This is a genomic window from Sphingorhabdus lacus (genome assembly GCF_009768975.1).
Classification (GTDB): Bacteria; Pseudomonadota; Alphaproteobacteria; order Sphingomonadales; family Sphingomonadaceae; genus Sphingorhabdus_B; species Sphingorhabdus_B lacus.
In genome coordinates this window covers 427,827-452,487 of record NZ_CP035733.1, presented here as the reverse complement: position 1 = coordinate 452,487, position 24,661 = coordinate 427,827, and the positions used below count along the sequence as shown (strand labels likewise).

22 protein-coding genes are annotated in these 24,661 nt (G+C 59.7%); 9 read left to right on the top strand and 13 right to left on the bottom strand.

What is annotated here, in order from left to right; genetic code table 11:
• Nucleotides 1-29 precede the first annotated feature (29 nt).
• Nucleotides 30-404 (top strand): hypothetical protein, encoded by a 375-nt coding sequence (locus EUU25_RS02065; RefSeq protein WP_246162851.1) that lies wholly within the window; start codon nucleotides 30-32, stop codon nucleotides 402-404.
• A 9-nt stretch (nucleotides 405-413) separates the two neighbouring features.
• Here the strand turns inward: EUU25_RS02065 and mnmA are convergent, their stop codons facing one another.
• Nucleotides 414-1,538 carry a tRNA 2-thiouridine(34) synthase MnmA gene (gene mnmA, locus EUU25_RS02060; protein ID WP_158897843.1) on the bottom strand — a complete coding sequence of 375 codons (1,125 nt, stop codon included), beginning with the start codon at nucleotides 1,536-1,538 and terminating at the stop codon, nucleotides 414-416.
• 167 nt (nucleotides 1,539-1,705) lie between these two features.
• Here mnmA and EUU25_RS02055 point away from each other — a divergent pair, with 167 nt between their 5' ends.
• From EUU25_RS02055 to EUU25_RS02030, 6 genes are all read left to right on the top strand, one after another.
• Nucleotides 1,706-2,077 carry a hypothetical protein gene (locus EUU25_RS02055; RefSeq protein WP_158897841.1) on the top strand — a complete coding sequence of 124 codons (372 nt, stop codon included), beginning with the start codon at nucleotides 1,706-1,708 and terminating at the stop codon, nucleotides 2,075-2,077.
• A complete protein-coding gene (gene sciP / locus EUU25_RS02050; protein WP_143775973.1) occupies nucleotides 2,074-2,373 on the top strand; it encodes a CtrA inhibitor SciP in 300 nt (99 codons plus the stop codon). The genes EUU25_RS02055 and sciP overlap by 4 nt, the downstream gene beginning before the upstream one ends.
• A 166-nt stretch (nucleotides 2,374-2,539) precedes the next feature.
• A complete protein-coding gene (locus EUU25_RS02045; RefSeq protein WP_158897839.1) occupies nucleotides 2,540-2,803 on the top strand; it encodes a GlsB/YeaQ/YmgE family stress response membrane protein in 264 nt (87 codons plus the stop codon).
• A gap of 252 nt (nucleotides 2,804-3,055) precedes the next feature.
• Entirely contained in the window at nucleotides 3,056-4,234 is a 1,179-nt protein-coding gene (locus EUU25_RS02040; protein ID WP_158897837.1) for an efflux RND transporter periplasmic adaptor subunit, read from the top strand.
• A 28-nt stretch (nucleotides 4,235-4,262) separates the two neighbouring features.
• Nucleotides 4,263-7,403, top strand: a complete 3,141-nt coding sequence (locus EUU25_RS02035) for an efflux RND transporter permease subunit (RefSeq protein ID WP_158897835.1) — start codon at nucleotides 4,263-4,265, stop codon at nucleotides 7,401-7,403.
• A 115-nt stretch (nucleotides 7,404-7,518) separates the two neighbouring features.
• Nucleotides 7,519-8,727 carry a DUF445 domain-containing protein gene (locus EUU25_RS02030; protein ID WP_158903022.1) on the top strand — a complete coding sequence of 403 codons (1,209 nt, stop codon included), beginning with the start codon at nucleotides 7,519-7,521 and terminating at the stop codon, nucleotides 8,725-8,727.
• Between the two features lie 260 nt (nucleotides 8,728-8,987).
• Here the strand turns inward: EUU25_RS02030 and EUU25_RS02025 are convergent, their stop codons facing one another.
• The 9 genes from EUU25_RS02025 to EUU25_RS01985 all read right to left on the bottom strand — a co-directional run bounded on the left by EUU25_RS02025 (nucleotide 8,988) and on the right by EUU25_RS01985 (nucleotide 19,334).
• Nucleotides 8,988-9,665 (bottom strand): 5'-methylthioadenosine/S-adenosylhomocysteine nucleosidase family protein, encoded by a 678-nt coding sequence (locus tag EUU25_RS02025; protein WP_158897833.1) that lies wholly within the window; start codon nucleotides 9,663-9,665, stop codon nucleotides 8,988-8,990.
• Nucleotides 9,666-9,735: 70 nt separating this feature from the next.
• The gene (locus EUU25_RS02020) at nucleotides 9,736-11,043 is read right to left on the bottom strand and encodes an FAD-dependent oxidoreductase (RefSeq protein ID WP_158897831.1); all 1,308 of its coding nucleotides are present in this window, start codon (nucleotides 11,041-11,043) and stop codon (nucleotides 9,736-9,738) included.
• Between the two features lie 106 nt (nucleotides 11,044-11,149).
• On the bottom strand, nucleotides 11,150-13,747 hold the full coding sequence (locus EUU25_RS02015) for a TonB-dependent receptor (RefSeq protein WP_158897829.1): 2,598 nt from the start codon (nucleotides 13,745-13,747) through the stop codon (nucleotides 11,150-11,152).
• A 193-nt stretch (nucleotides 13,748-13,940) separates the two neighbouring features.
• Entirely contained in the window at nucleotides 13,941-14,774 is an 834-nt protein-coding gene (locus EUU25_RS02010) for an alpha/beta fold hydrolase (RefSeq protein WP_246162850.1), read from the bottom strand.
• An 88-nt stretch (nucleotides 14,775-14,862) separates the two neighbouring features.
• Nucleotides 14,863-15,864 carry a sensor histidine kinase gene (locus tag EUU25_RS02005; protein WP_158897827.1) on the bottom strand — a complete coding sequence of 334 codons (1,002 nt, stop codon included), beginning with the start codon at nucleotides 15,862-15,864 and terminating at the stop codon, nucleotides 14,863-14,865.
• A gap of 154 nt (nucleotides 15,865-16,018) precedes the next feature.
• A complete protein-coding gene (locus EUU25_RS02000; RefSeq protein WP_246162849.1) occupies nucleotides 16,019-17,773 on the bottom strand; it encodes a PHA/PHB synthase family protein in 1,755 nt (584 codons plus the stop codon).
• Between the two features lie 74 nt (nucleotides 17,774-17,847).
• A complete protein-coding gene (locus EUU25_RS01995) occupies nucleotides 17,848-18,519 on the bottom strand; it encodes an aquaporin (protein ID WP_158897825.1) in 672 nt (223 codons plus the stop codon).
• Between the two features lie 3 nt (nucleotides 18,520-18,522).
• Complete coding sequence (locus EUU25_RS01990) at nucleotides 18,523-18,993, bottom strand: ArsI/CadI family heavy metal resistance metalloenzyme (protein WP_158897823.1); 471 nt, start codon at nucleotides 18,991-18,993, stop codon at nucleotides 18,523-18,525.
• Entirely contained in the window at nucleotides 18,990-19,334 is a 345-nt protein-coding gene (locus EUU25_RS01985) for an ArsR/SmtB family transcription factor (protein ID WP_158897821.1), read from the bottom strand. Before EUU25_RS01985 ends, EUU25_RS01990 begins: the two co-directional genes overlap by 4 nt.
• An 89-nt stretch (nucleotides 19,335-19,423) precedes the next feature.
• On the opposite strand from EUU25_RS01985, the gene pnuC reads away from it, so the two are divergent.
• Together pnuC and EUU25_RS01975 are read left to right on the top strand one after the other, a co-directional pair.
• Nucleotides 19,424-20,005: a nicotinamide riboside transporter PnuC gene (pnuC, locus tag EUU25_RS01980; protein ID WP_246162848.1), complete on the top strand. Its 582-nt coding sequence runs from the start codon at nucleotides 19,424-19,426 to the stop codon at nucleotides 20,003-20,005.
• Nucleotides 20,002-20,544 carry an AAA family ATPase gene (locus tag EUU25_RS01975; RefSeq protein WP_158897819.1) on the top strand — a complete coding sequence of 181 codons (543 nt, stop codon included), beginning with the start codon at nucleotides 20,002-20,004 and terminating at the stop codon, nucleotides 20,542-20,544. Before pnuC ends, EUU25_RS01975 begins: the two co-directional genes overlap by 4 nt.
• On the opposite strand, the gene EUU25_RS01970 is transcribed toward EUU25_RS01975, so the two are convergent.
• From EUU25_RS01970 to EUU25_RS01960, 3 genes are read right to left on the bottom strand one after another with little or no spacing between them, the layout of a single operon-like run.
• Nucleotides 20,541-22,406 (bottom strand): ABC-F family ATP-binding cassette domain-containing protein, encoded by a 1,866-nt coding sequence (locus EUU25_RS01970; RefSeq protein WP_158897817.1) that lies wholly within the window; start codon nucleotides 22,404-22,406, stop codon nucleotides 20,541-20,543. The two genes, EUU25_RS01975 and EUU25_RS01970, sit on opposite strands and share 4 nt — an antisense overlap.
• Nucleotides 22,407-22,436: 30 nt before the next feature.
• Nucleotides 22,437-23,651, bottom strand: a complete 1,215-nt coding sequence (gene kynU / locus EUU25_RS01965; RefSeq protein ID WP_158897815.1) for a kynureninase — start codon at nucleotides 23,649-23,651, stop codon at nucleotides 22,437-22,439.
• Nucleotides 23,648-24,568 (bottom strand): alpha/beta hydrolase, encoded by a 921-nt coding sequence (locus EUU25_RS01960; protein WP_246162847.1) that lies wholly within the window; start codon nucleotides 24,566-24,568, stop codon nucleotides 23,648-23,650. Before EUU25_RS01960 ends, kynU begins: the two co-directional genes overlap by 4 nt.
• Nucleotides 24,569-24,661 lie beyond the last annotated feature (93 nt).

The following is a 24,661-nucleotide window of genomic DNA, read 5'->3' as shown; positions in this document are numbered from 1 at the left end:
CGCGTACCGATGCACCAGATGGAGGCCATATGGCAACCGCAACTTCAAAGCCGACCGCGAAAGAGCCGAACATCCTGATGCGCAGGCTGCGTCTTGCCGTCCTCGTCGTTGCGGCGTGCGTTATAGTGTGGGCCGTCTGGAATTGGGGAACCATCAAGGGACAGGCCAAGGTCGGCGCGGCCTATGGCGCGCATATCACCTGCTCATGCCGCTATATTGAGGGCCGCAGCATGGACAGCTGCGAAACCGACAAGGAAGCGGGCATGGAAATGGTCCGGCTGTCCGATGACCCCGAAAACAAGCGCGTCTACGCAAGCGTACCCTTTCTGGCCGAAGCGGTCGCCGAACGGCGCGGGACTTTCGGATGTGTCCAGTTGAACGCGAAAGAGATTGAAGCGCTCTGACCCAAATCGTCAGGCGGCGTTGACCAGCTCGACCGCCATTGTTTCTTCGATCCAGCCACCACCCAGTACACGCTCGCCATCATAAAAGACGGCGGCCTGACCGGGGGCAACGCCATATTCGGGCGCATCAAAGCTCAGCCATTCGCCATCCATCCGCGCAGCCACCGGCTTTGCCATAGAACGCACTTTGGCGAATATGGCGCGTCCCTGAACATCCGCCAGCCAGTTTGCGTCCACAATGCGCGCCGCCTGCACCGCCAAGGCCTCGCGTGGTCCGACAATTACCTGCTGCGTCGCGGGATCAAGGCGGATGACATAGAGAGGCACCGGCTGTCCGCCGACTTCCAGACCTTTGCGCTGTCCAACGGTATAGTGGATCATGCCCTTGTGCTGCCCCAGCACGCGGCCGTCGAGATGGACGATATCACCGCCCAGTTCGGCATCGGGGCGCACCTTGCGGACGACTGACGCATAATCGCCATCGGGTACGAAGCAGATATCCTGACTGTCGGGCTTCATCGCGACTACGAGACCCAGTTCCTGCGCAATGGCCCGCACCTGTGGCTTGGGCATACCGCCCAACGGGAAACGCAAATAGTCGAGCTGGTCTTGTGTCGTGGCAAACAGGAAATAGCTCTGGTCCCGCGCCGGGTCCGCAGCACGATGCAGCTCCGCGCCTGCGGGGCCTTCGACACGGCGGACATAATGGCCGGTGGCGAGGCAGTCCGCGCCCAATTCCTTGGCCAGCCGGAACAGATCGGTAAATTTGACACCCATATTGCAGCGCACGCAGGGGATCGGTGTGCGCCCCGCCATATATTCATCGGCGAAATGGTCGATTACGGATTCGCGAAAGCGGCTTTCATGGTCGAACACATAATGGGCGATGCCCAATTTGTCGGCAACAGCCCGGGCATCGCGGATATCCTGCCCGGCACAGCACGCCCCGGCACGCTTTACCGCGCTGCCATGATCGTAAAGCTGCAGGGTAACGCCCACGGTTTCCGCGCCGGAACGCGCCGCCAGGGCCGCCACGACGGACGAATCAACGCCGCCGGACATCGCGACAACGATCCGTTTTCCCGCCAAATCGGGGCCAAGTTGAAAATCGTTCAGATATATATCGTCAATCATTTGACAGGCCACATAGGCGCAGCGGAACGAAAAGGCCAGTTTTCCGTCGTTACTTCTCAATTTGAAACAGCATTGGGGGCAAAAAGATAATTACCGTTAACCTCGGCTAACATCCTCTGAATGGCGCCTTTACCCCATGTTATAAAATGCTGCGCTAGGGGGGTGTCATGGAAATGACATTCCCCCACTCGGCACCGCGTCAAGATTCGGTCGACCGCAAAAATGATTATGTGGCGATGTTGGCGATGGCTTCGGCGCGCCAGGCAAATAGCCGTACCGTGCGTGCCGTGCGACAGGCTGCAAATGGCATGGAAGCAAGTGGGGACTTTATTACCCGGCGGATCAATTTTTTCGCTACCAAGGACCGGGCGAAAGTGGCGGTTTGCGGTGCTTTCGGGCAGAAAATTAAGGCGGAACCAATGTGTGAAGCGGATGTTTACCAATCCGATTCAGGCTATATCAAAGACCATCGCCTAGAAGATGAAGCAACCGGGGTACAGTTAACCCATGCGGGGCATGGAGTATCGAGGACGTTATGATTGAGAATCAAAAAATTCGCCCGGCACAAGTAATCGGCCCGTTGGGAGAGCCGTTAACATTGTCGAGTCTTCCACCGGCTGGGACCACACGCTGGGTTGTGCGGCGCAAGGCTGAAGTGGTCGCAGCGGTCAATGGTGGTCTCTTGTCCATCAACGACGCCTGCGAACGCTATGGCCTGACGCTGGAAGAGTTTGCCTCTTGGCAACGTGCCGTCGATCGTTCGGGCATGCCGGGTCTGCGCGTCACGCGTATCCAGCATTATCGTGACCTGTACGAGCGTCAGCAAAAATACTAAGAAATGCATGCTAAGCATATGAAAACCCCTGCGCTTCGGTGCGGGGGTTTTTCTTTTGCCCGATAAGTTTACAAGATATCGGCCTATTGCATGTAGCGTTCCCGCCCGACCGCGTTATTATCTTGCCGCGCCCGTTCCTTTGGAGAACGGCCGAGAGGAGGTAAATATGGGTTGGATAGTTGCAATTATCGTGGGCGGAATCGCTGGTTGGCTCGCGAGCAAGGTGATGAACCGCGACGCTTCGATGGGCATTTTCTGGAATGTCGTTGCTGGATGCGTCGGATCCGTAGTCGGCAATCTGATTGCCAACCGCTTTGGAATCATGGGCAGTGTGCAGCAGTTTTCGCTGACCGGACTGATCGTGGCCTTTATCGGCGCAATCATCGTTTTGGGCATTTTAAACCTGATTCAGCGCGGTCGCGTCCGCTAAATTCTCATTCGCAGATTATAGGAGCCGCGCAGAGATTCTGCGCGGCTTTTCTGTGCGACGTCGTTCGTCGAATAGTGTAGGTATCCCACTGTATTGTGGTTCAACCGCAATGACGGTAGGGTTAATGAAAATGGGTCGTTAATCGAAACCTAAACGCACGCCTTGCAGGCGGTGACTTATTAGGGTAACACAGTTCTGCAAACGTGCTGGCACTGTGTATCATTGCCCCGCGATCAAATTTGGAAAGCCGATATGAATTACGAAACTACAATGAGCGGAACGTTGGACGGCGGAGTGCTCGCGGAGCGCGAAAACACGAGCCGTCGTCGGGTCATCATCGCCTTGATCGTCGTGGCCATATTGGTTGCCATCGGTGCAGCCTATTATTTCATGGGCGGAAGCGGCGCTGCAGCCCCTGCCGGTGACGAAAAGAACTCGCAGGCGCAGACAGTGACTGTGGTGGCCCCCGGACGCGACACCGTTGTCCGCGCGATCAACGCCACCGGCACATTGGCCGCCCGCCGCGAAATCCCCGTCGGCGTCGTCGGCGAAGGTGGTCAGGTAACGCGCGTTTTTGTCGACGCAGGCGACTGGGTCCAGCGTGGCCAGGTTCTCATTTCCGTCGACCGTTCGGTGCAGGTCCAGCAGGCCGCCGCGCTGGAGGCCCAAATTGGGGTCGCCCGTGCAGACCTGTTGCTGGCACAAAATGAACTAGACCGCGCACTTCAACTGGTTGAGCGCGGCTTTATTTCGAAGGCGGATGTGGATCGCAAAACAGCGACTCGTGATGCCGCCCGCGCCCGCGTCAATGTTGCCAATGCGCAATTGGGTGAAACCCGCGCACGCAATGCACGGCTCGATATTCGTGCGCCTGTTTCGGGCTATGTTCTGGAACGCAATGTGGAGACCGGCCAGACCGTCTCGGCCGGCAGCGGCATCCTGTTCCGCTTGGCCCAGGACGGTCAGATGGAATTGCAAGCACAGCTGAGCGAAAATGACCTCGCGCTCGTCACCGAAGGCGTGCCCGCAAGCGTTACGCCCGTCGGCACCGACCGCGTGTTCAACGGGACCATCTGGCAGGTTGCGCCGATGATTAACACGCAGAACCGCCAAGGCATCGCCCGCATCTCCCTGCCCTTTGACAAGGCCCTGCGTCCGGGCGGCTTTGCCTCGGTCGAGATCAAGGCCGGATCAATGTCGGCGCCAGTATTGCCCGAATCCGCCGTTCAGACCGGTCGCGAGGGTAGCTTTGTCTACATCGTCGGCAAGGACAATAAGGTGAAGCAGCGTCCTGTGAAGGTTGGCGACACGACCGCAAATGGTCTGATCATCGCCAGCGGTCTGGACGGAACCGAACGCGTCGTTCTCTATGCAGGTGGTTTCCTGAATCCGGACGAAACGATCAATCCCAAGCTTCTGAAAAAGCCATAATAACATTGTACAATCGGGACCCTCGCCCATGAATTTCAGTAATATCTCCGCATGGTCCATCCGTAATCCGGTGGTTCCGATTGTATTGTTTTTGGCGCTCACGCTGGCGGGCATCATGTCGTTCCGGAATATGGACGTACAGAATGACCCGGATATCGAATTTCCGGTTGTGGTGGTTTCCATTTCGCAACCCGGCGCGGCGCCGTCCGAAATCACAACCCAGATCACGCAAAAGGTCGAATCTGCCATCCGCAGTGTGCAGGGCGTGCGCAACATCGATGCGTCGGCAAGCGAGGGCAACACCACCGTCAGCGCGGAATTTGAAATTGGCGACGACATCAATGCCGCCGTCAGCGAAGTCAAGAATGCCGTAGACCAGATCCGCAGCGATCTACCCGACGGCATCTTGGAACCCCAGATTTTCAAGGTTGCAACCTCGAGCGACCCCATCGCCTATTTCGCCGTTGAAGCCAGCGACATGACGCTGGAACAGCTGAGCTGGTTCGTGGACGACACGGTCGCCCGTCGCCTGCTGGCGGTCGAAGGCATGGCCTCGGTCAGCCGGAACGGCGGCGTCAACCGCGAAATCCGCGTCATCCTCGACCCTGCGAAGATGCAGTCGCTCGGCGTCACAGCTAGCCAGATCAACGGCGTTTTGCGCCAACAGAATGTCAACGCATCGGGCGGCCAGTCGCAAATCGCTGGCTCGCGCCAGTCCGTCCGCGTTCTTGGTAACGCCCCGGATGCCTATGCCCTCGGCCAAGCCCAGATCAGTCTGGGCGGCGGACGCAACATCAAGCTTGCCGACGTAGCCGAAGTCACCGACGGCTTCAGCGAACAGCGCGCCATGGCCTTCGCAGGCGGAAAGCAGGTCGTTACATTCGGCATGTCCCGCGCAAAAGGCGCGTCCGACGTGACCGTTTTCGATGAAGCGATGAAAAAGATCGCGGAAATCGAAAAGGAAAATCCCGGCGTCAAATTCACGACCCTGTTCAACAGTGTCGACTATACGAAGGCGCAGTATAAGAGCTCGATGGCGGCGATGATCGAAGGCGCATTGCTTGCCATCGTCGTCGTGTTCCTGTTCCTGCGCGACTGGCGCGCGACGGTCATCTCGGCCATCGCGATTCCGCTGTCCGCTATTCCGACTTTCTGGTTCCTCGATCTTCTGGGCTTCACGCTCAACACCATGTCGCTGCTGGCGCTGGGCCTTGTGGCCGGGGTGTTGGTCGATGACGCCATTGTGGAAATCGAGAATATCGTGCGCCATATGCGCATGGGCAAATCCGCCTATCAGGCATCGATTGATGCCGCCGATGAAATCGGCCTGGCTGTTGTCGCCACCACATTCTCGATTGTCGCGGTGTTCCTGCCCGTCGGCCTGATGCCAGGGGTCGCAGGCCAGTTTTTCAAGAATTTCGGCCTCACCGTCGTCGCCTCGGTTCTGATGAGCTTGGCGGTCGCCCGTATGATCACGCCGATGATTGCGGCCTATTTCCTCAAATCCGGTGGCATTGCCGAACATGGCGAAAGCGCCTGGATGGAAAAATATATGAAAATCCTGCGCTGGTCGCTTGGCCATCGGCGCTGGATGATGGGCATCGGTGTGCTGGCTCTGGCTACGACCGTCGCGCTCATGGTCGTCTTGCCGAAGCAGTTCTTCCCCGATGGCGATATGGACTTCAGCCGCGTCCGTATCGAAATGGTCCCCGGCACCACGCTGGAGCGGACACGCGAAGTTACGAATGAAGCCGCGGCTATCATTGAAGCGCAACCCGAAGTCAAAACGGCACTGCAAAGTGTGCGTGAAGGCAGCGCGAGTATATTTATCACCTTGAACAAGGAACGCGCGCGTACAAGTCAGAAGTTTGAAGAAGCCCTGACGCCGCAGCTGACCAAGATCGCCGACGCCCGCGTCACCTTCCAGGCCAATGGCCCGGGCGGTGGTGGATCGGGGCGTGACGTCTCCGTCATGCTGTCCGGTTCGGACCCCAAAAAGCTGGACGAGACAGCAGCAACCCTGGTCGAGCAGATGAAGACCCTGCCCGAACTGCGCGCACCGCGTATCTCGGCTGACCTTCAGCGTCCCGAACTACTGATTACCCCGCGCACCGACCTTGCCGCCCAATTGGGTGTCACGACCGTCGCGCTGAGCCAGACCATCCGCATCGCAACCTTGGGCGACATTGACCAGAACAGCGCGAAATTCTCGCTGTCCGACCGCCAAATTCCGATCCGCGTGATGCTCGCGAAGGAATCGCGCGAAAGTCTCGACATCATTCGCAATCTGCCGGTGCCGCTTGCCAATGGCGGGTCGGTTCCCCTGTCGCGTGTCGCGGATATCAGCTTCGGTGCTGGTCCGACATCGATCCAGCGGCGGAACCAGAATTTCCGTATCTTCATCGGTGCCGACTTCGCACCGGGCATTGTGTCGTCGATGGCGGACACCAAGATCAACAATCTGCCCATCATGAAGAACCTGCCGACAGGCGTGTCGCGCGCTCCGTTCGGTAGCCAGGAGTGGGAAGCCGAAATGCAGCGGGACTTCCTGACGGCGCTGATTTCGGGAACGCTGCTGGTGTTTGCGGTTCTGGTGCTCTTGTACCACCGCTTCATGTCGCCGCTGGTCAACATGGGCTCATTGCTCCTCGCGCCGCTGGGCGGGATGCTGGCACTCGCTATCGTGCAGCAGCCGATTTCGATGCCGGTGTTCATCGGTGTGCTGATGCTGTTCGGTATCGTTGCGAAAAACTCCATCCTGCTGATCGACTTCGCGATCGAGGAAATGGCACGCGGTGTTCCCAAATTCCAGGCGATTATGGAGGCAGGCCACAAGCGTGCCCAGCCGATCGTCATGACCACCGTTGCCATGACCGCAGGGATGGTGCCAACCGCGCTATCGCTGGGTGGTGACGGACAATGGCGTGCGCCAATGGGAACGGTTGTGATCGGCGGGTTGATTGTTTCGACATTGCTGACCTTGCTGATCGTTCCTGCAGGCTTCAGCCTTGCCGACGGCTTTGAAAAGCGCGTTGGTCCATGGCTGCGCACGCGCCTGTTGACCTATGATCCCGAAAAGCATGGCGAAAAGCCGGTCGTGCCGGCAACGACGGGCAAGAAATCGGGCAAGGACGCGGGCGATCTTGGCGGTTTGCAGCCTGCCGAGTAAGCGAGCCTTTGCAGCACGGCATGCCTTCGTCTAAGGCATTGATGTGAAGTCAGCCAATCAACTGGGGCAGTCTGAAAAGACGCGCTATGCGGAGCGTGATGCCGAATTGCGGCAGATGCGGATCATTGCGACCGCACTGCTGCTGTTCATGGTTGCGCTGTTCGTTGCCGGAAATTATCTCGAAACCCGTTATCAGGGGCATTGGGGCTTTTTGCGGGCCTTTGCCGAGGCGGGCATGGTCGGCGGTCTCGCCGACTGGTTTGCGGTCACGGCGCTATTCCGGCATCCGCTGGGGATTCCCATTCCACACACGGCGATCATCCCGAACAATAAGGAGCGGCTTGGCCGCACGCTCGCAAGCTTTCTGCGGTCGAACTTCCTGACTACCAAGGTTGTCGCCCGCCGTGTGCAACGCATGGATGTCGCAGGCGCCATGGGCAAATTTCTGAGCGCGCCTTCAGGTGGCGAAGGCCGGATGCGTATGGGCGCATCGCGCCTGATGGGCGATATCATCGCCGCGCTGGATGACGAAAGGCTTGGTGGCGTCGCCAAGGGCGCGATCCGCAAACAGCTCGACAAGCTCGATATTGCCCCCCTGCTCGGCCAGTTGCTGACCGCAATGATCCGTGAGCGGCGGCATATTCCCGTTCTCGACGGCATCATCAAATGGGCGTCCAAGACGTTGGAGGCCAACGAACATCTCATCCGCGAAATGGTCGAGGAACGCGCCAATACCATCATGCGCTGGACCGGTCTCGACGACCGGCTCGCCAACGCCATCGTCAATGGCCTGAACAAGCTGCTGCATGACATGGCCGAAGATCCCGACCATCCCTTGCGTGAAAAGGGCGAAGAGGGTTTGGCCAGCCTTGCCCACGACCTGCGCCATGACAAGGAATTGCAGGCGAAGGTCAATCATTGGAAGGGCCAATTGCTCGAAAATCCAGCAATGAGCAAATGGATCAACAGCCTGTGGGACCAGGGACGCAGCGGTTTGCTGAAGGCGGCGCGAAATCCCGATGCGGCCCTGGCGGGCAGCTTTGGCGACGCGCTGATCAAATTGGGCGGCACCTTGCAAGAGGACGCCCGGCTGAAGCACCAGATCAACCGCTTCGCGCGCCGCGCCATTGTCGGTACCACCGAAAATTATGGCGACAATATCGTCGCGCTTGTGTCCGACACCATCAAGGGCTGGGACGCTTCCACCATCACCGACCGCGTCGAAAATGCGGTGGGCAGCGACCTCCAGTTCATCCGCATCAACGGAACGTTGGTGGGCGGCATGGCAGGGATTGTAATCCATGCCGTCGGCCTACTGATTTAGGCCGTGAACTCATAAATATCGTCGTCGAGGTTTGAGGCCATTTTGCTCAGGGCAAGGAAGGAAGCCGCCGGGATATAGATATATCTCAAGGCTTTCTGACGCAGCCATGGGCAAAATGGGTCAAATCCTTCGGACGCCAAAATGGCTTCGATCTCGAACCAAAATGCGCTTGCCGGTAGAATGACTATCGGCGGCGCGCATTTTGGCCCGATATCTTCGCCATTTTGACGCCTCGACGTCGATATTTATGAGTTCACGGCCTAGCCGCCAATCAGCGAGATCATCCGTTCGGCGGCTTCGGCGGCCCGTTTGGCACCGCGTTTCAAATTGCTTTGGAAGTCCCCGCTGCTCGACCCGTCGGCATTGTCGGTCGTCGCCTTGATCGCGGCCCAGGGCAGGTTCATCCGTGCGGCCGCCTGCGCCACGGCGGCGGTTTCCATATCGATGATATCGCCGCCCAGCGCCTGATGCAGCCTGCGGCCATGGTCAGAGCTTTCGACAAAGCAATCGCCGGTAATGATCCGCACCTTCGGCAAGCCGATATCGGGCGTCGCCATCGCCCGGAAAGGTTCGATATGCTCCTCGCCTATAGGCCAGGCGCCTGCGCTATAATGCGCGAAATGGTCGTGGCGGGACGCGCCATAGTCGCCCTGCACCGCTTCGGTGATCTGGAAACAATCCCCGTCAATATCGGACAGTTTTCCCGCTGTGCCCACGACCAGCAGCATCTGTACATTATAATGTTCGGCCAGCATCATCGCCGCCATAGCTGCGTTGACCTTTCCGATCCCGCTGCAGGTGATGGCAATATTCTTGCCCGCAAATTGCACCTGCCGGACCAGAAATCCGTGCAGTGGTTCCGCATCCTTACTTTGTCCCGGGAAAAGCGCGGCCGCTTCGGCATCGACGCCCGTAATGATACCAATTTGTTGAATCATAAAAGCCTTCTCTTCGAACACAAAGAGGCCTTAGCGATGCTTTGATGTGATTATGATGACAGCGCCGAAATTATCCACCGGCGGCGATCATGTCTTCGATCCGCACAAATTTTTCGCGCGGCGCACCGTCGCGGGCACGGGCGATTTCGGCTTCCTCGATCTTTTTCCAGTCGCTGAACTTCACTACCTGTACCCCGCGCTTTTCCAGCAGCGCATCCAGTCCCGGCCGGCCTGTCTTGCCGTCCCCTTCCCCGATATCTTCAGCAACTGCATCGATGATCGTATAGCCATCGGGCCGGTTCGTGCCGATCGTGCCCGACGGACCGCGACGGGCCCAGCCGACGCAATAGAGCCCCGGCAAAATCCGTCCCTCGACATTGGCGAAACGGCCGCGCCCATGTTCATAGGGCACGCCTTCAATGGAAGGAGTCTGGTACCCGATGCAGCTGATGACCATGGAGCATGGAATGGCATAGGTCTCGCCTGTTCCGACGCTGCGCAACTGCTCATCCAGCTTGGTGCGCTCGACCACGATCCGTTCCACCTTACCATCACCTTCGACCCGTACCGGTGCGGCAAAGAAATCGAAATTGATGCTGATCTGCTTGTCGGCACGATAGGCTTCGGGAATGGCGGCGAATTCGCGCAAATGGGTGACGGACTTGCGCATGCCGGGTTCCAGAAGGGCATCTTCACCAACTTCAGGTAAATCAAGCTTGTCCACACGCGGCGTCGCACGGTCGAGATGGGCGAGTTCGCCCAGTTCCTTGGGCGTCATCGCAATCTGGTGCGGGCCACGGCGGCCCAATATGGTAATTTCCTCGGTCGCGGAGGTTTCAAGCACGTCTAATGCATGGCTGACAATATCGGACCCTCCAAATTCGGCGCGAGTCTTGGACAGGATACGCGCGACATCCAGCGCCACATTGCCGTTGCCGATGATGGCAACATGCTTGCCGTCAAGTGGCGGTTCGAGGTCGGCGAAATCCGGATGGCCATTATACCAGCCGACAAAGGCGGCGCTGCCATAGACGCCGGGCAAATCACCACCGGGAATGTCGAGCTTGCGATCATCGGGTGCCCCGGTCGCCAGCACGACGGCGTCATACAGGCCCTGCAGCTCATCAATGCTGACATCCTTGCCGACGGTCACATTGCCGACAAAGCGCACATTTTCGGACAGGGCCACTTTCTCATAACGGCCCGACACTGCCTTGATCGACTGATGGTCCGGCGCGACGCCGAAACGGATCAGTCCAAAGGGAACCGGTAGCCGGTCGATGATATCGACGCGCACATCCTCCCCGAATTTTTTCTGTGCTGCCTCGGCGGAATAATAGCCTGCCGGACCCGAACCGATAATCGCGATATGCCGCATGGGTTTCTCCCTACCCTCGAGTCGACACGCTAACCTACTCCGCGCAAAAGAAAAGGGCCGGAACGCGATATGCGCTCCGACCCTTCGGTTCCAATTCTACGAGTGCTTAGAATTTGGCTCCGACCTTCACGCCGTAAAAGCGTGGAGGCGCAGGATAAACGGCAAAGCTGTTCCCTTGTTCCGGGATCGGGAATGCCGTGATGTTGTAATAGGTGTCGAACAGATTCTCGACATAGCCTTCGATGCTGTACTTGCCGTCGCCAAAATTGACGCCTGCACGCAGGTTCACAATTCCGAAGCCGTCATTCGCCGTAAAGCGACGACCCAGGGGATCGTTCAACGGGAATGCATCGCTGTTGACGCGATAATCGACATGGAACAGACCGCCTACACCTTCGCTGATTTGCGGGGTCCAGGTCACAGCACCGGTAACGGTGTGCTTGGGCTGGTTCGACGCTTGACGACCATTGTCGGCACCCGCCAACGGATCCGTAACCTTGGCATCCACATAGGTGTAGCCGAGGTTGAACGCCAAATCCGGATGCGGACGGATGATGCTTTCCAGTTCGACGCCCTTCGACACCAGCTTGTCGTAGTTCAGAACGACGAAGCTGTTTCCGAGGAAGCGGTTGGACTGATAGCCCTTGAAGTTCGAATAGAAGAGCGACGCGTTGAACTGGAACTGACGCGTGAAGTTGGTCTTGATACCGAATTCATAGGCATCCACCGTTTCATTGCCGAACTCCAGATCGGTCATCTGCGCGCCGTCACCGCCGAGAAGGACGGAATCGAAGCTGCCACGGTCGAGGTTGTAACCACCCGACTTGTAACCGCGATCATAGCCGCCATAGACCAGCACATCGTCATTCACCTTGAACGACAAACGTGCGGTTCCGGTGAACTCGCTTTCCGAACGATCATCCGAACGGACGCCGTTGAATTCGCTGTTCACCGTGGGGTTGCAGGTCAGAAGGAATGCCGAGTTCAGCAATCCTGCACCCTGCAATGCCGCGCGGTAAGGCGCCGTTGCCGGATTCTGGAAGAAGGCACAGGCAGGAACCGACGAGGTCAGGTCGCTGTCGATGTCCTTGGTCTCATGGTTGTACCGCAGACCCAATGTCAGCGACAGATTGTCGGTGAAATTGATGATGTTGTGCGTGAACAAGGCATAAGCTTCGGTATCGACCTTATACGCGTCATTCTGCTGGCCTGCGCCATTTGGCGTGCGGGGCAGCGGGCTGTTGAACAAGGCGAACAGGGCCGGGTTACCAGCGGCTGCAGCGGCCAGTGCCGGGTTGGACGCCAATGCGACCTGACCGAACAAAGGCGTTGCCGGGCCGAGTGTTCCGAACAATTGCAGACCGCTCGGCAATGCCGCGCTGCGCGTCAGTTCACGGATCACGCCGTCCACATATTGGTCCGCCTGGTTGCCGAAACGCACGGTGTCGTTCAGCGTCAGCTTTTCATTCAGGTAGAAACCACCGACGAGCCAGTCGACCCGGTCGTTGAACGCGGTGCCCTGCAGGCGGATTTCCTGTGTGAAATCCTTGATTCCGGTGCGGTAGTTATCACGAAAGGCGCGGTCCAGACCCGAAAAATCGATGTCCTGGTTACGCCGTGCATCCCAGTCGCGATAGGCCGTGATCGAGGTCAGCGTCGCGCCGCCCAGATCCCAGTTCAGTTCGCCCGAAACGCCCCATTCGCTGACCTTTTCCGAAAGGTCACGACCTGGCGAAACCGCCATGGTGCGGCTGCCGCGGCTGTATGCGGGAATACCGACGGTGCCTGCGGTGCCACCTAGCGCCGGAACGCCGGCAAAACCGTTGATGATGTTGGTGGCAACAAGCGCAAGCGCCGAGTTGCTGGTGGCATCAATGCCGGGGAAGATCTGCAGGCCGCTCAGCGTGTTGACCGCGCCGCAGCAGACTTCGTCCGTCTTGGCATAGTCACCGATGAAGCGGAAGCTGACCGTGTCATTTTCAAACAAGGCCTGACCGCGTACGAAATAACGGTCGATATTGTTGATGCGGTTGTCGCTGTTCACATCGACGATGTAGCCATCGCGCTTGTGATAGCCGCCGTCGAGACGCAGGGCGAGCTGTTCCGAAACAGGGCCGGTCACGCCAGCCTTGACTTCGATCTCGTCGAGGTTGCCGTAGCTTGCCTCGACATAGCCGCCCAGTTCGAACTTGGGCTTCTGCGTGGTGATGTTCAGCGCACCGGCCGAGGTGTTGCGGCCAAACAGCGTACCTTGCGGTCCGCGCAGCACTTCAACGCGCTCGATAGGGGGCAGTTCAGCCAGCGCCACACCGGCGCGCGAACGGAATACGCCGTCGATGAACACGCCAACAGCAGGTTCAAAACCGGGGTTGTCGCCAGCGGTGCCGATACCGCGGATCGACAGAACTGCGCCGGTTGCCGACGATTGGCCGGTTGTGGTCTTTAACGAAGGGGCAAGCTGCTGGATGCCGCGAATGTCAACGACACCGGCATTGGCAAGCTGTTCGCCGCCGACAACGCTCACCGACAATGGCACGTCTTGGGCGGCCTGGTCACGGCGGGTTGCGGTAACGATGATTTCGTTATCGGAATAAGCATCTTCGGTCGCTTGTTCGGTCTGGACTTCGCCATCCTGGGCGAACGCAGACGTTGCCGGCGCGACAAGCACGGCAGTGCTGACAAGCAGCATATGTATCGATTTCATGATGTTCCTCTGTAGACTTTTTGCGGTCAAACCGCATGGGGGAGATAAACTTCAGGCTCGGGCCCGAGGTCCTCTCTAGATAGAGGAACTTAACAAATCACACCAAGAAAATAACGAATTTCCGTGCGTTTACGCCGATGGCTGTGACTCAAATATCACAATCTCCCGCCCGCAACCCTTTCGCAATCCTTTGTCAGGCAGCCTGACGCGCCTCTGCCGCAGGGCGATCCAGAAATTCCACGATGGCCGCGATACTTTCCTGCACATGGCTGAGCAGGAACAGGTGGCCGCCGTCTTCGATGACGAACAATTCGCTGTTCGGAATCAGGAAATCGAGGAACTTGCCATTGGCCAAGGGCACGATCTGGTCGTCGCCGCCCATCATGATCAGCGTCTGCGTTTTCAGGAACGGCAGGAACGGCGCGCTGGTCCAGCCCATCATTGCCATCAACTGGTAGAAATAGCCCGTCTTCGAAGGTGGCTTCAACCGGTTGATATGCTCGGCTTTATTACCCACCATGCCGCCGTAGAGTGTCTTGAAATGCTTGGCCATGAATTCAGGGTCGATATAGCGGCGCGGGTCCGCCATTTTCATCAACGCAGCCGGATTACCGGGCACCATCAGCATACCGGCGCTGGTCGCCACAAGGATCAGCTTGTTCACGCGTGCATTGTTCTGCAGCGCGAATTGCTGGGCCATGGCCCCGCCCCAACTGACGCCCATGACGTCGACCAGCGGCATTTCGTACCGGTCGAGCAAAAGGTCGGCAATCCGTGCCATCAAAATGGCGTTATAGGGCACCACCGGGTCAGGCGAACCACCGATACCGGGCATATCATAGGTGATGAAGTCGCGGTCATCGATCAGCTCTGCCATCGGCGCCATCGCCTCGATGTTCGCGCCAATGCCGTTGAAAAACAGGATCGGAAGCTTGCCCGATGCCTTGCTGGCCCGCCACACGGCAACGCGCAAGGTGCGGCCATCAACGGTTTCCATGCTGTAAACTGGTTCGCGGCCCTGTGCCATATTCGTTCCCCTTGCCCTTATATACGGGTCGCTGAGCCGTGGTTTAACCGAACGGTTAGATGGCGCAAGGGGGTTTGTGGGACCTGTCTTATCCCGGGAATAGCAGCCGGGCCGTCGTACCGCCCTGCCCTTCCATGTGCAGCGTGCCGTTCAACTGCTGCGACAGGGCCTGCGTAATCAGCGTACCGAGACCGTTGCTGTTGAGTGGATCATAATCGTCCGGCAGTCCATGGCCGTCGTCGCGCACCGTCAATTCCAGCATTTCGCCATCAACAGGGTGCAGCTTCAGCCAGATATTGCCACCCGGCCGTCCCGCAAATCCGTGCTTCAGGCTGTTGGTGACCAGTTCGCTGACCAACAGCGAAAGCGTCATCAACCGGTCCATTTCCAGTTTGACTGCCGCCGCATCGACCGTGAACCGGACATTCGCCTGCTTCTTGGCCGCGCGCAGCAAATCAGTGCCGAGTTCATCAAAATATTGGTGGATGGGTAGTTCCGCCGATGCCGGATCGTACAGGCGGCGGTGGATACTCGACATGATACCGATACGCTTTGCCGCTTCGTCCAGTGCGGATGATGCGGTTGTCGGATCGGCGGCAACCTTGCGCTTCTGCATATTCAGCAAGGCGGCCACAACGGTCATATTATTTGCCACGCGGTGCTGCAGTTCCTGGAACATCGTCCGTTGCCGCTCATACAGCCGTGCGGTGACCTCGCGTTCGGACCGCAACTGGTCCGCGGCTTTGAACATGAAATGGAACAGTGCAATATCGACGCCGACGATGAAAGCGTAAAAGCCAAGCGCGAACGCGGTTTGCACGTCCATCCCGAAGACACCGAAGGGCGGGATAAAAAAATACCAGGCCGCGATCCCGGATAATGTGGCACACAATATCCCCGGGCGCGTACCGGCAATGAAGGCAGTCAATATGACGGCCGGAAAGAAGGTCAGATAGGGAAAGCCGGGTGGCAACACCTCTTGCAGCGCAAAACGCAACAGCAGCGCCGTTGCAAAAGCGGCAACGGCAATGCCGTACCTCAAAAATGTGTTACTCCGGATCGGTTTTACTGTTTCGGCAATCGAGTGCATGCCATCCCCATTAGCACGTGTAGAAACAGCGCGCGTAGTTTTCCTGTGTCCGCTGCGCAATACCTCACGCATATTTGCACCTGCGATGAACCGATTTCAATGATTGGGTCAACCGATTGAAAAATCCGACCAACGGCATTCTGAACCGAAAGAACTACTCCAGAACATAGAGTCCGGGCGCAGCCTCCATCGCTGGATAGGCTTTGCTGCCCAAGGTCGCCGGTGCAGCCACTTCCTTGCCCGATCGGGCGTGCAGCCATTCCATCCAATAGGGCCACCAGCTTCCGGCGACTTCCTCGGTCCCCTTCATCCATTCGCCCACATCGGCAGGGGTCTTGCCCTTGCTATGCTTCCAATATTTCGCCTTGGGGTTGCCCGGCGGGTTGAGGATGGCCTGCATATGGCCAGCCTGGCTGAGGATGAATTCGACATTTTTCGCGCCGAACAATTGGGTCGAACGATAGCACGCGCGCCATGGCGTAATATGGTCAGTTGTGCCGCCCAATATGAACATGTCGCCAGTCACCTTGGTCAGGTCGAGCGTATGATCGGCAATCTCGAATGTTCCGGGCGCTGCATAGGCGTTGGCTTCGAACAGTTCCAAGAAATCGCCCATCAGGGCCGACGACAGGTTGGTCGCATCGGCATTCCAGAACAAGATGTCGAATGCCGGGGGATCATCACCCAGCAGGTAATTGTTGATCACATAGTTCCAGATCAGGTCATTGGGCCGCAGCCAGGCAAAGCCCCGCGCAAGGCTGGAGCCTTCGATCACACCCTTTTTCTGCGCCCGCTGCCGCGCGAGCGCGATGCCGTTGTGCGATACCAGCGAAGACGCTTCGGTATCGCCCGGCTTGGGTTCGAGCACGCACACCATCATGGTGATGGCGTTGGCGCGGGTGTCACCCATCGACGCCAGCTTTGACAGCAGAACCGACATCGTCTGCCCGCCGGAACATCCGCCCGAGACATTGACCTTGTCGCTGCCGGTGATGTCGCACACAACGTCCAGCGCCTTGATGCAGCTTTCAATATAATCGGCCATGCCCCAGACGCCCATTTCGTCGGTCGGGTTGCGCCACGAGATCATGAAGGGCTGGATACCATGGTCGGTCTGCCACTTGATCACCGACTTTTCAGGTGAAAGGTCGTTGATATACATTTTGTTGATCTGCGGCGGGATCGTCAGTTGCGGGATCGCATAGACCTTCTCGGTGGTCGGCGCATATTGGACCAGCTCGAATCGCTCATCGCGGTAGACGACGGAGCCCTTGGCGGTCGCAACATTCTCACCCAGTTTGAACGGCTTTTTGTTGACCTGGCTCACCATCATGTCGTTGTGGACCATGTCGTTATAGGCGTTTTTCAAGCCCTTCACGAGGCTGAGCCCGCCTGAGTCCACCAGCCGCTTTTGCGCGGTCGGGTTTCCGATCAGGCTGTTGGTCGGCGACAGCGCGTCAATGATGATCTGCGAAATGAAATTCGCGCGGTCACGTTCCAGCGCGTCCAGTTCGAGATCCTCGATATAGCTTTTGACGCCCTTCTGGACCGCCAGATAATATTGCGCGCCCGCCTTGAAAAAGGGATTGAACCGCCATGCCGGGTCCATGAAGCGCTTGTCCTTGGGATCGGGGGCCAGATCGGACTGGCCGGTCATGATCTTGACCACATCCTCGCTGAAATTCCCCGCGGCCTTGAACGCCTTGTCCGGATTGGTCGCCGTCTGGCGCAGCATCAGCCCGATCGCGCCAATAAAATCCTCCCGCGCAAGCCCGGCCAACGGCCCGAGCGCCATGGTAGCATCATTGGCGGCATCAAAGGCCCCTGCCATCCCGCTAAAAGGTGCACCCTTTTTAGGCTTCTTCGCGCCTGTCTTTTTTTCAGGCCCCTTGTCAGCTTTTGCAGCCATGTTTCTCTCCTCTTCCCGGACGAGAGATTGCACGGACTTCGGCCGACGTCAATTGAGGTGAAAGCGTAAAATGATCACTGTTCCAAATCGGAAGGCTCCAGCATCTGCTTTGCAACCAATAGCGCGGCGAATGCCCCCAGCAGTTGCGCGGCAATAAATGGCGCGACATCGGCAGGCGCGATGCCGGCAAAGCTGTTGCTCAGGCTGCGCGCCACGGTGATTGCGGGGTTGGCGAAGCTGGTGGACGAAGTGAACCAATAGGCGGCGGTGATGTAGAGCGCGACGCTGACCGGCACGGCCTGCGGGCGGGTGCGCAGCGTTCCCAATATGGTCAGGACCAACCCGAAGGTCGCAATAAACTCGCCTGTCCACTGGCCCAGACCGGTGCGGACCTTGTCCGAAAATTGCACGACGGCGTCATCAAACATCAGATGCGTCATCCAGACGCCCAATATGCCGCCCGCCACCTGCACCAGCATATAGGCCAGCGCTGCCTTTGCCTGCAGTTCCTTGCGCAGCCACATGACCAGCGTAACCGCCGGATTGAAATGCGCGCCCGATATCGGCCCGAGCATGGTGATCAACACATAGAGCATCGCGCCGGTCGCGACGCTGTTTCCCAGCAGCGCCACGGCGACATTGCCGCCCGACAGCCGCTCGGCCATGATGCCCGAGCCGACCACGGTCGCGAACAGAAAGAAAGATCCCAAAGCCTCCGCCGCCAACGGCCGCCGTAATGCAGCCATGGCTCAGCAGCAGCCCTTCGGTGCCGCCTCGACCTTGGGGGCGCAGCAGGCGGTGGCGGCGGCATTGTCGCCGCTGAGTTGGTCGAAATCGGGGCTGTCGCCATAGACGGTGGACTCGCCTTGGGTCAGGAACGCTTCCCACACGACGCCATCGGGATCGGCGATCCAGCTTTTTTCCGATTTGGCATAGCAGCAGGTCGTCGCGCCTTCTTCCAGCACGGGCCCGCCCGCGACCTTCAACCGACCATAGACGTCGGCCAGTTCCGCCCCATCCTCGACCTGGATACCCAGATGCTCCACGCCCTTGGCGGCGCCTTCCTTGCAGGAAATGGCGAAATTGACGCGGGGGTCCTCCAGCATCCATTTGGCATAGTCGGACTTGGTCACGCTCGGTTCAGCGCCGAAAAGCGCGGAGTAAAAACCTATCGACTGGTCCAGATTGTCGACGCCGACATGCACATGCAGCCTTTTCATGCAGCATTCCTTTCTGTGTCATTTGGGGTTTCGCACGATGCCGCAGGCGCGCAGCTTTGCCCGCCGCAGCAATTTTCGGTGAGATAGGCCATCAACCCGCCCATCGCGGCATAGTCCGCGCTGTAGATCAGCGACCGACTCTGCCGCCGTTGCCGGATGAGTCCGGCATGGCTGAGCTGTGCCAGGTGGAAGCTCATGGACGAGGCAGGCGCGCCGACGGCCTCGGCAATGGCGCCTGCCGGAAGCCCCTCTTCGCCCGCCTGCACCAGCAAGCGGAACGCCGCGAGGCGATGCTCCTGCGCAAGGGCGGCCAAGGCACGGATGGTGGTGTTACTGTCCATGACGAATCCATATTTCCATAATTATCGAATCATCGAATAAAACGCCGTCCCCATTTTGTCAACACAGGCGGACTGGATTTTGCCCGGCCATGCTGCCATCACCCCTGCCCATGTCGTTGATTGAACTTGCCGCCGTCCTGCTCGGCCTTGCCAATATCGTGCTGATTATCCGGCGGTCGGTGTGGAATTTCCCGGTCGCCGTGGCCATGGTCAGCCTCTATTTCTTCATCTTCCGCGATGCGCGGCTCTATAGCGATGCGGGGCTTCAGGTCTTTTTCCTCATCGTCAATCTCTATGGCTGGTGGAACTGGCACCGCAGCAAGGGCGACGATGGCGCAGTAGAGGTGCGCCGCCTGCCCGCCACCGGCTATGCCCTGTGGATCGCCGGGTCGGTCGCCGCGATCTGGGCATGGGGCAGCTTCATGGGCAGCTATACACAGACCAGCTACCCCTATTGGGATGCCTCGATCGCGATGCTCTCGGTCGCAGGACAGATTTTGATGGCACGCCGCTTTGTCGAAAACTGGCATTGGTGGATCATCGTTAACCTGATCTCCATCCCGCTTTATGTCGCCAAGGACCTGCACCTGACCGCCGGACTTTATGGCATGTTTCTGGTGCTCGCCATTGGCGGGCTGGTCGCCTGGCGCAAGGCGGAGGTCGCGGAATGACGACGTTGCGTATTTGTCTCCACGGCCCGGAAAGCACCGGCAAGTCGACGCTTGGCACAAGGCTGGCGGCACATCTGGGGTGCGAGGTCGTCCCCGAATATGGCCGCGCCTATTGCGAGGCGCATGGCACCGATATCGGTATGGCCGAACTGGTCCATATCGCACAGCAGCAGGATGTCATGAACCGCGCAGCCGCAGCGCGGGCGGCGGAGCTGGAGATCGGACAGGTGCTGTTCGACACCGACCCCCTGATCACGGCCGTATGGGCCGAGATGATGTTCGGGCAGCGCGATCCGTGGTTCGACAGCTTTTCAAGCTATGCGGATCTTTACCTGTTGCTCGACATCGACTTGCCCTTTGTCGACGACGGCCTGCGCGTCTACGCTAGCCCCGAACAACGCCAGCGCTTTTTTGACCTGTGCAAGGCGGAGCTCGACCGGCGCGGCGTGCGCTATGCCCTGATCCGCGGCGAAGGGGATGCGCGTTTTGATACGGCGTTGCGGGCGATTGAGATTTCCGCTGTTGCGGACAATCCCTAAACCTTCTCCAAAGCCTCGCTCGCCGCAACCCATCGGGCCTCGGCAGCTTCCTGCGCGGCGACGATCTTGCCGCGGCGTTGGGACAGTTCGCCCATGGTCAGGTTCTTATATTCATTCGCCGCCGATGCGGGGTCGAACATTGCGCGGTCGATGGCGGACAGGACCACCTCCAGCTTCGCCAGATCCGCCTCGGCATCGCTGACCTCGCGCTTCAGCTTGGCCTGCGCCTCGCGCGCGGCGGCGGCGGCTTTTTTGTCTTCCTTGCGGTCGGCCTTTGACACCTTCTCCTTCGCGGGGCCCTTGCCCAGGATGAAGTCGGTATAATCCTCAATCGTGCCGGAAAATTCGGTTGCCGTCCCGCCATCGACCAGCACCAGCCGGTCGGCGGTCAGTTCCAGCATATGGCGGTCATGGCTGACCAGCACGACGGTGCCTTCATATTCGTTCAGCGCCTGCACCAACGCCTCGCGCGCATCGACGTCCAAGTGGTTCGTCGGTTCGTCGAGGATCAGCATATGCGGCGCATCGCGGGTGATCAGCGCCAGCGCCAGCCGCGCGCGCTCGCCGCCCGACAGCTTGCCGACCTTCGTTGTCGCCTTTGCGCCGGAAAAGCCGAAGCGCCCCAGTTGCGCGCGCACCGCGCCGGGAGTCGCCCCCTTCATCTGGCGGGTCATATGCTCCAGCGGGGTGTCGTCGCCGTCCAACTCCTCCACCTGATATTGGGTGAAATAGCCGACGCGCATCTTGCCCGACGATTGCATCGCGCCGTCCATGGGCGTCAGCTGCGCCGCCAACAGGCGTGCCAGCGTCGTCTTCCCGTTGCCGTTCCGCCCCAGAAGCGCGATCCGGTCATCGGGGTCGATCCGCAGGTTCAGCCGCTCCAGCACCGGATTGCCCGCGCTATAGCCCACACTGGCCAGATCAAGCGTCACGAGGGGCGGCTTCAACTCATCGGGGCTCGGGAAGTCAAAGCTCAGCGTCGGGTCATCGACCATTGCCTGCACCGGCTGCATCCGCGCCAGCGCCTTGGCGCGGCTCTGCGCCTGTTTCGCGGTTGAGGCCCGTGCCGAGTTGCGGGCGATATAATCCTGCAGCTTGGCACGCTGCGCATCCTGTGCCGCCTTTGCCGCCGCCAGTTGCGCCGCGCGTTCGGCGCGTTGCCGTTCAAAACTGTCATAGCCACCGGCGTAGAGCGTCACCTGCCCGTTTTCGAGGTGCAGGATATGGTCGACCACATTGTTCAGCAGGTCGCGTTCATGGCTGATCACGACCATCATCGCCGGATAGCCCTTCAGGAAGTTTTCCAGCCACAGCGTCGCTTCCAGATCCAGGTGGTTCGACGGTTCGTCGAGCAGCAGCAGGTCCGGCTGCGAAAACAGCAAAGACGCCAGCGCCACGCGCATTTTCCAGCCGCCCGAAAAACTGTCGAGCGGACGGCCCTGCATTTCTTCGTCGAAGCCAAGACCCACCAATATGCGCGACGCGCGCGCAGGGGCGGTATAGGCGTCGATAGCGATCAGCCGTTCGTGCACCTCGGCCATGCGGTCGGGATCCAGCCCCTCCTGCTCGCTTTCGATCATCAGCGCCGCACGCTCGGTATCGGCGGCGAGCACGGTGTCGAACGGTGTCGAGTCCCCGGCCGGAGCCTCCTGCGCGATATAGCCGATACGCGTGCCCTTGGGCATTTCGAGCGAGCCGTCATCGGCCTCCAGCGAGCCGATCATCACCTTCATCAAGGTAGACTTCCCCGCGCCATTGCGCCCGATCAGGCCCACCCGCCCATAAGGAGGTAGGGCCGCCGTGGCGCGGTCAAGGATAGTGCGTCCGCCAAGGCGCACGGTGATACCGTTCAGATTTAGCATGATGCGCGGCCCCGTAGCAGGGACAGCGCCCTATGTCACCGCATTACGTACAGCGAATTCCGGCCGGCGATATTCACCGCTTTCGACAATCTCGACCAGCATCTCCCCCGCGCGCCAGATATCGGCGTGGCTGAGCGTCAGCGGGGTCAGGCCGAAGCGCAATATGTCGGGGTCGCGGAAGTCGCCGATCACGCCGCGCGCGATCAGCGCCTGCACGATTTCGTAGGCGTGCGCGTGGCGGAAGGAGATATGGCTGCCCCGTTTGGCCGGGTCCGATGGCGTTACGCATTCAAGGCCAGCGGCGGTTCCTGCCGCATGGAATATGTTCCACAACGCCGCCGACTTCGCCGCGACCTGCGCGGTGTCGATCCCGTCCCAAAGCGCGAGCCCGCTTTCCAGCGCGCCTAGGCCCAAGACCGATGGCGTGCCGGTCAGCCAGCGCTTCATCCCCGCCGCCGCCGCATAGGCATCGGCAAAACCGAACGGTTCGGCATGGCCCATCCAGCCGGATAGCGGATTGTGCAACGCGTCCTGCCACCGCTTCGCCACATAGAGAAACGCAGGCGCACCGGGGCCGCCGTTGAGATATTTATAACCGCACCCGACCGCCAGATCGGCCCCCGCCGCGTTCAGCTCAACCTTCACCGCGCCCGCACTATGGCTGAGGTCCCAGCAGACCAGCGCACCCGCATCATGTGCGGCCTTGGTCCAGCCCGCCATGTCGAAGCGTTCCGCCCTCTTGTAATGCACATGGGTGAGCAGCAGCAACGCGGTATCCGCGCCCAGCGCCTCCGCCAGCGCGCCGCGCTCCACCACGCGCAATTCCGCGCCCGCGACCGCAGCCACCGCGCCCTCGGCAATATGCAGGTCGGTCGGAAAATTCCCCGCTTCGCTGACCACGACGGTGCGTGCCGGATCCCGCCGGAGTGCCGCGACGATCAGCTTGTAGAGATTGACCGACGTCGAATCCGCAGCAATCACCTCGTCCGCTTCGGCCCCGATCAGCGGCGCGATCATGGCGCCCACACGGGCCGGCGCGTCGATCCAGCCCTCATTCCAACTGCGGATCAGCCGCTCGCCCCAGGCCTTGGTCACAAGCTCCGTCGTCGCGGCGATCGTCGCCTTGGGCAATTGCCCGAGCGAATTGCCGTCGAGATAAATCAGCCCCTCGCTCTGCACAAAACGATCACGAAAATGCGCCAGCGGGTCCGCCGCATCAAGCGCAAGGGCCGCCTCCAACGTCACTTCTTCGCGTCCTTCAGGCCAAAGGCCTTCAAGATCACCGCCCTCTGCTTGCTCCAGGATATGGTGTCGGGCGCGATCAGTTCGGCATGGCCCTCCCCCGCCGTGGTGACCATCTCGGCCCCATAGGCCGCGCCGAACGATGGTGGCGCAATGCTGTCGCGGTCATTGTTGAACTGCAACTCGCGCGCGCGGCCCTTGGGCATTTCGGGCGGTGACGTGCGCGCAAATTCGCCCCGCGCCATTTGGGCCGCAGCCTCCGCCCCGCAGCCATGATCGGGCAGCGTCGTCTGCGCGCGCAGATCGGGCAGACCGCCCTGCGATATGGCAAGGTCGACCTTCAAAGGCTTGTCCCCGCGCAAGGCATCCCCCTTCGCCAGCCCCCACCGCCGCGTCAGCCATAAGGTCAGATGCCCGCCCGCCGAATGGCCGATGACCACCACAGGCGCGCCGGTCTTGAACCCATATTCGCGCCCGCGCAGCGCAAACATATCCGCCGCCGCCCCCACATCGAGATAGGTCCCGGGATAGCCACCGCCCCGGTCCACGCCGCGATATTCGATATTCCACACGCCCACACCATGCTCGCGCAAATCACCCGCAATCCAGTTCATGATATCGCGCTCGGCGATGCCGGTCTGCCAGCATCCGCCATGGATCATCACCACCGCCGGATGCGGGCCCTTCCCGTACTTGGCACCCGAAGGTTTCCACACATCCACCACCTGCAAGGCATCCGCACCATAGCGGACCGTCGCATCGGGTGCTGGCTTGGGCCGCGAAAGCAGGTCCTTCCAGGTCATGAGCGGTTTCGCAGCGTCCACCGCCGCCTCGGTCGGGAGCGGCTTGACCGACGGACCAGCACAGCCCGCAACCGCGACCGCCATCCCGATCAGCCCAGCAATAATCGCCTGTTTCATGTCCCCAAAACTCCCTGTGTACGCCGTGGCCGTGGCGAAGGTGGATGCCCATAGGACGCACTTGCCAAAAGAGCATCTAACCCATTCGCTTAA

What these genes read in the sequence shown, in the direction of transcription:
- EUU25_RS02065 (WP_246162851.1), top strand. Translation starts at nt 30, where the DNA reads ATGGCAACCGCAACTTCAAAGCCGACCGCGAAAGAGCCGAACATCCTG.
- mnmA (WP_158897843.1), bottom strand. Translation starts at nt 1,538, where the DNA reads ATGATTGACGATATATATCTGAACGATTTTCAACTTGGCCCCGATTTG.
- EUU25_RS02055 (WP_158897841.1), top strand. Translation starts at nt 1,706, where the DNA reads ATGGAAATGACATTCCCCCACTCGGCACCGCGTCAAGATTCGGTCGAC.
- sciP (WP_143775973.1), top strand. Translation starts at nt 2,074, where the DNA reads ATGATTGAGAATCAAAAAATTCGCCCGGCACAAGTAATCGGCCCGTTG.
- EUU25_RS02045 (WP_158897839.1), top strand. Translation starts at nt 2,540, where the DNA reads ATGGGTTGGATAGTTGCAATTATCGTGGGCGGAATCGCTGGTTGGCTC.
- EUU25_RS02040 (WP_158897837.1), top strand. Translation starts at nt 3,056, where the DNA reads ATGAATTACGAAACTACAATGAGCGGAACGTTGGACGGCGGAGTGCTC.
- EUU25_RS02035 (WP_158897835.1), top strand. Translation starts at nt 4,263, where the DNA reads ATGAATTTCAGTAATATCTCCGCATGGTCCATCCGTAATCCGGTGGTT.
- EUU25_RS02030 (WP_158903022.1), top strand. Translation starts at nt 7,519, where the DNA reads ATGCGGATCATTGCGACCGCACTGCTGCTGTTCATGGTTGCGCTGTTC.
- EUU25_RS02025 (WP_158897833.1), bottom strand. Translation starts at nt 9,665, where the DNA reads ATGATTCAACAAATTGGTATCATTACGGGCGTCGATGCCGAAGCGGCC.
- EUU25_RS02020 (WP_158897831.1), bottom strand. Translation starts at nt 11,043, where the DNA reads ATGCGGCATATCGCGATTATCGGTTCGGGTCCGGCAGGCTATTATTCC.
- EUU25_RS02015 (WP_158897829.1), bottom strand. Translation starts at nt 13,747, where the DNA reads ATGAAATCGATACATATGCTGCTTGTCAGCACTGCCGTGCTTGTCGCG.
- EUU25_RS02010 (WP_246162850.1), bottom strand. Translation starts at nt 14,774, where the DNA reads ATGGCACAGGGCCGCGAACCAGTTTACAGCATGGAAACCGTTGATGGC.
- EUU25_RS02005 (WP_158897827.1), bottom strand. Translation starts at nt 15,864, where the DNA reads ATGCACTCGATTGCCGAAACAGTAAAACCGATCCGGAGTAACACATTT.
- EUU25_RS02000 (WP_246162849.1), bottom strand. Translation starts at nt 17,773, where the DNA reads ATGGCTGCAAAAGCTGACAAGGGGCCTGAAAAAAAGACAGGCGCGAAG.
- EUU25_RS01995 (WP_158897825.1), bottom strand. Translation starts at nt 18,519, where the DNA reads ATGGCTGCATTACGGCGGCCGTTGGCGGCGGAGGCTTTGGGATCTTTC.
- EUU25_RS01990 (WP_158897823.1), bottom strand. Translation starts at nt 18,993, where the DNA reads ATGAAAAGGCTGCATGTGCATGTCGGCGTCGACAATCTGGACCAGTCG.
- EUU25_RS01985 (WP_158897821.1), bottom strand. Translation starts at nt 19,334, where the DNA reads ATGGACAGTAACACCACCATCCGTGCCTTGGCCGCCCTTGCGCAGGAG.
- pnuC (WP_246162848.1), top strand. Translation starts at nt 19,424, where the DNA reads ATGCTGCCATCACCCCTGCCCATGTCGTTGATTGAACTTGCCGCCGTC.
- EUU25_RS01975 (WP_158897819.1), top strand. Translation starts at nt 20,002, where the DNA reads ATGACGACGTTGCGTATTTGTCTCCACGGCCCGGAAAGCACCGGCAAG.
- EUU25_RS01970 (WP_158897817.1), bottom strand. Translation starts at nt 22,406, where the DNA reads ATGCTAAATCTGAACGGTATCACCGTGCGCCTTGGCGGACGCACTATC.
- EUU25_RS01960 (WP_246162847.1), bottom strand. Translation starts at nt 24,568, where the DNA reads ATGAAACAGGCGATTATTGCTGGGCTGATCGGGATGGCGGTCGCGGTT.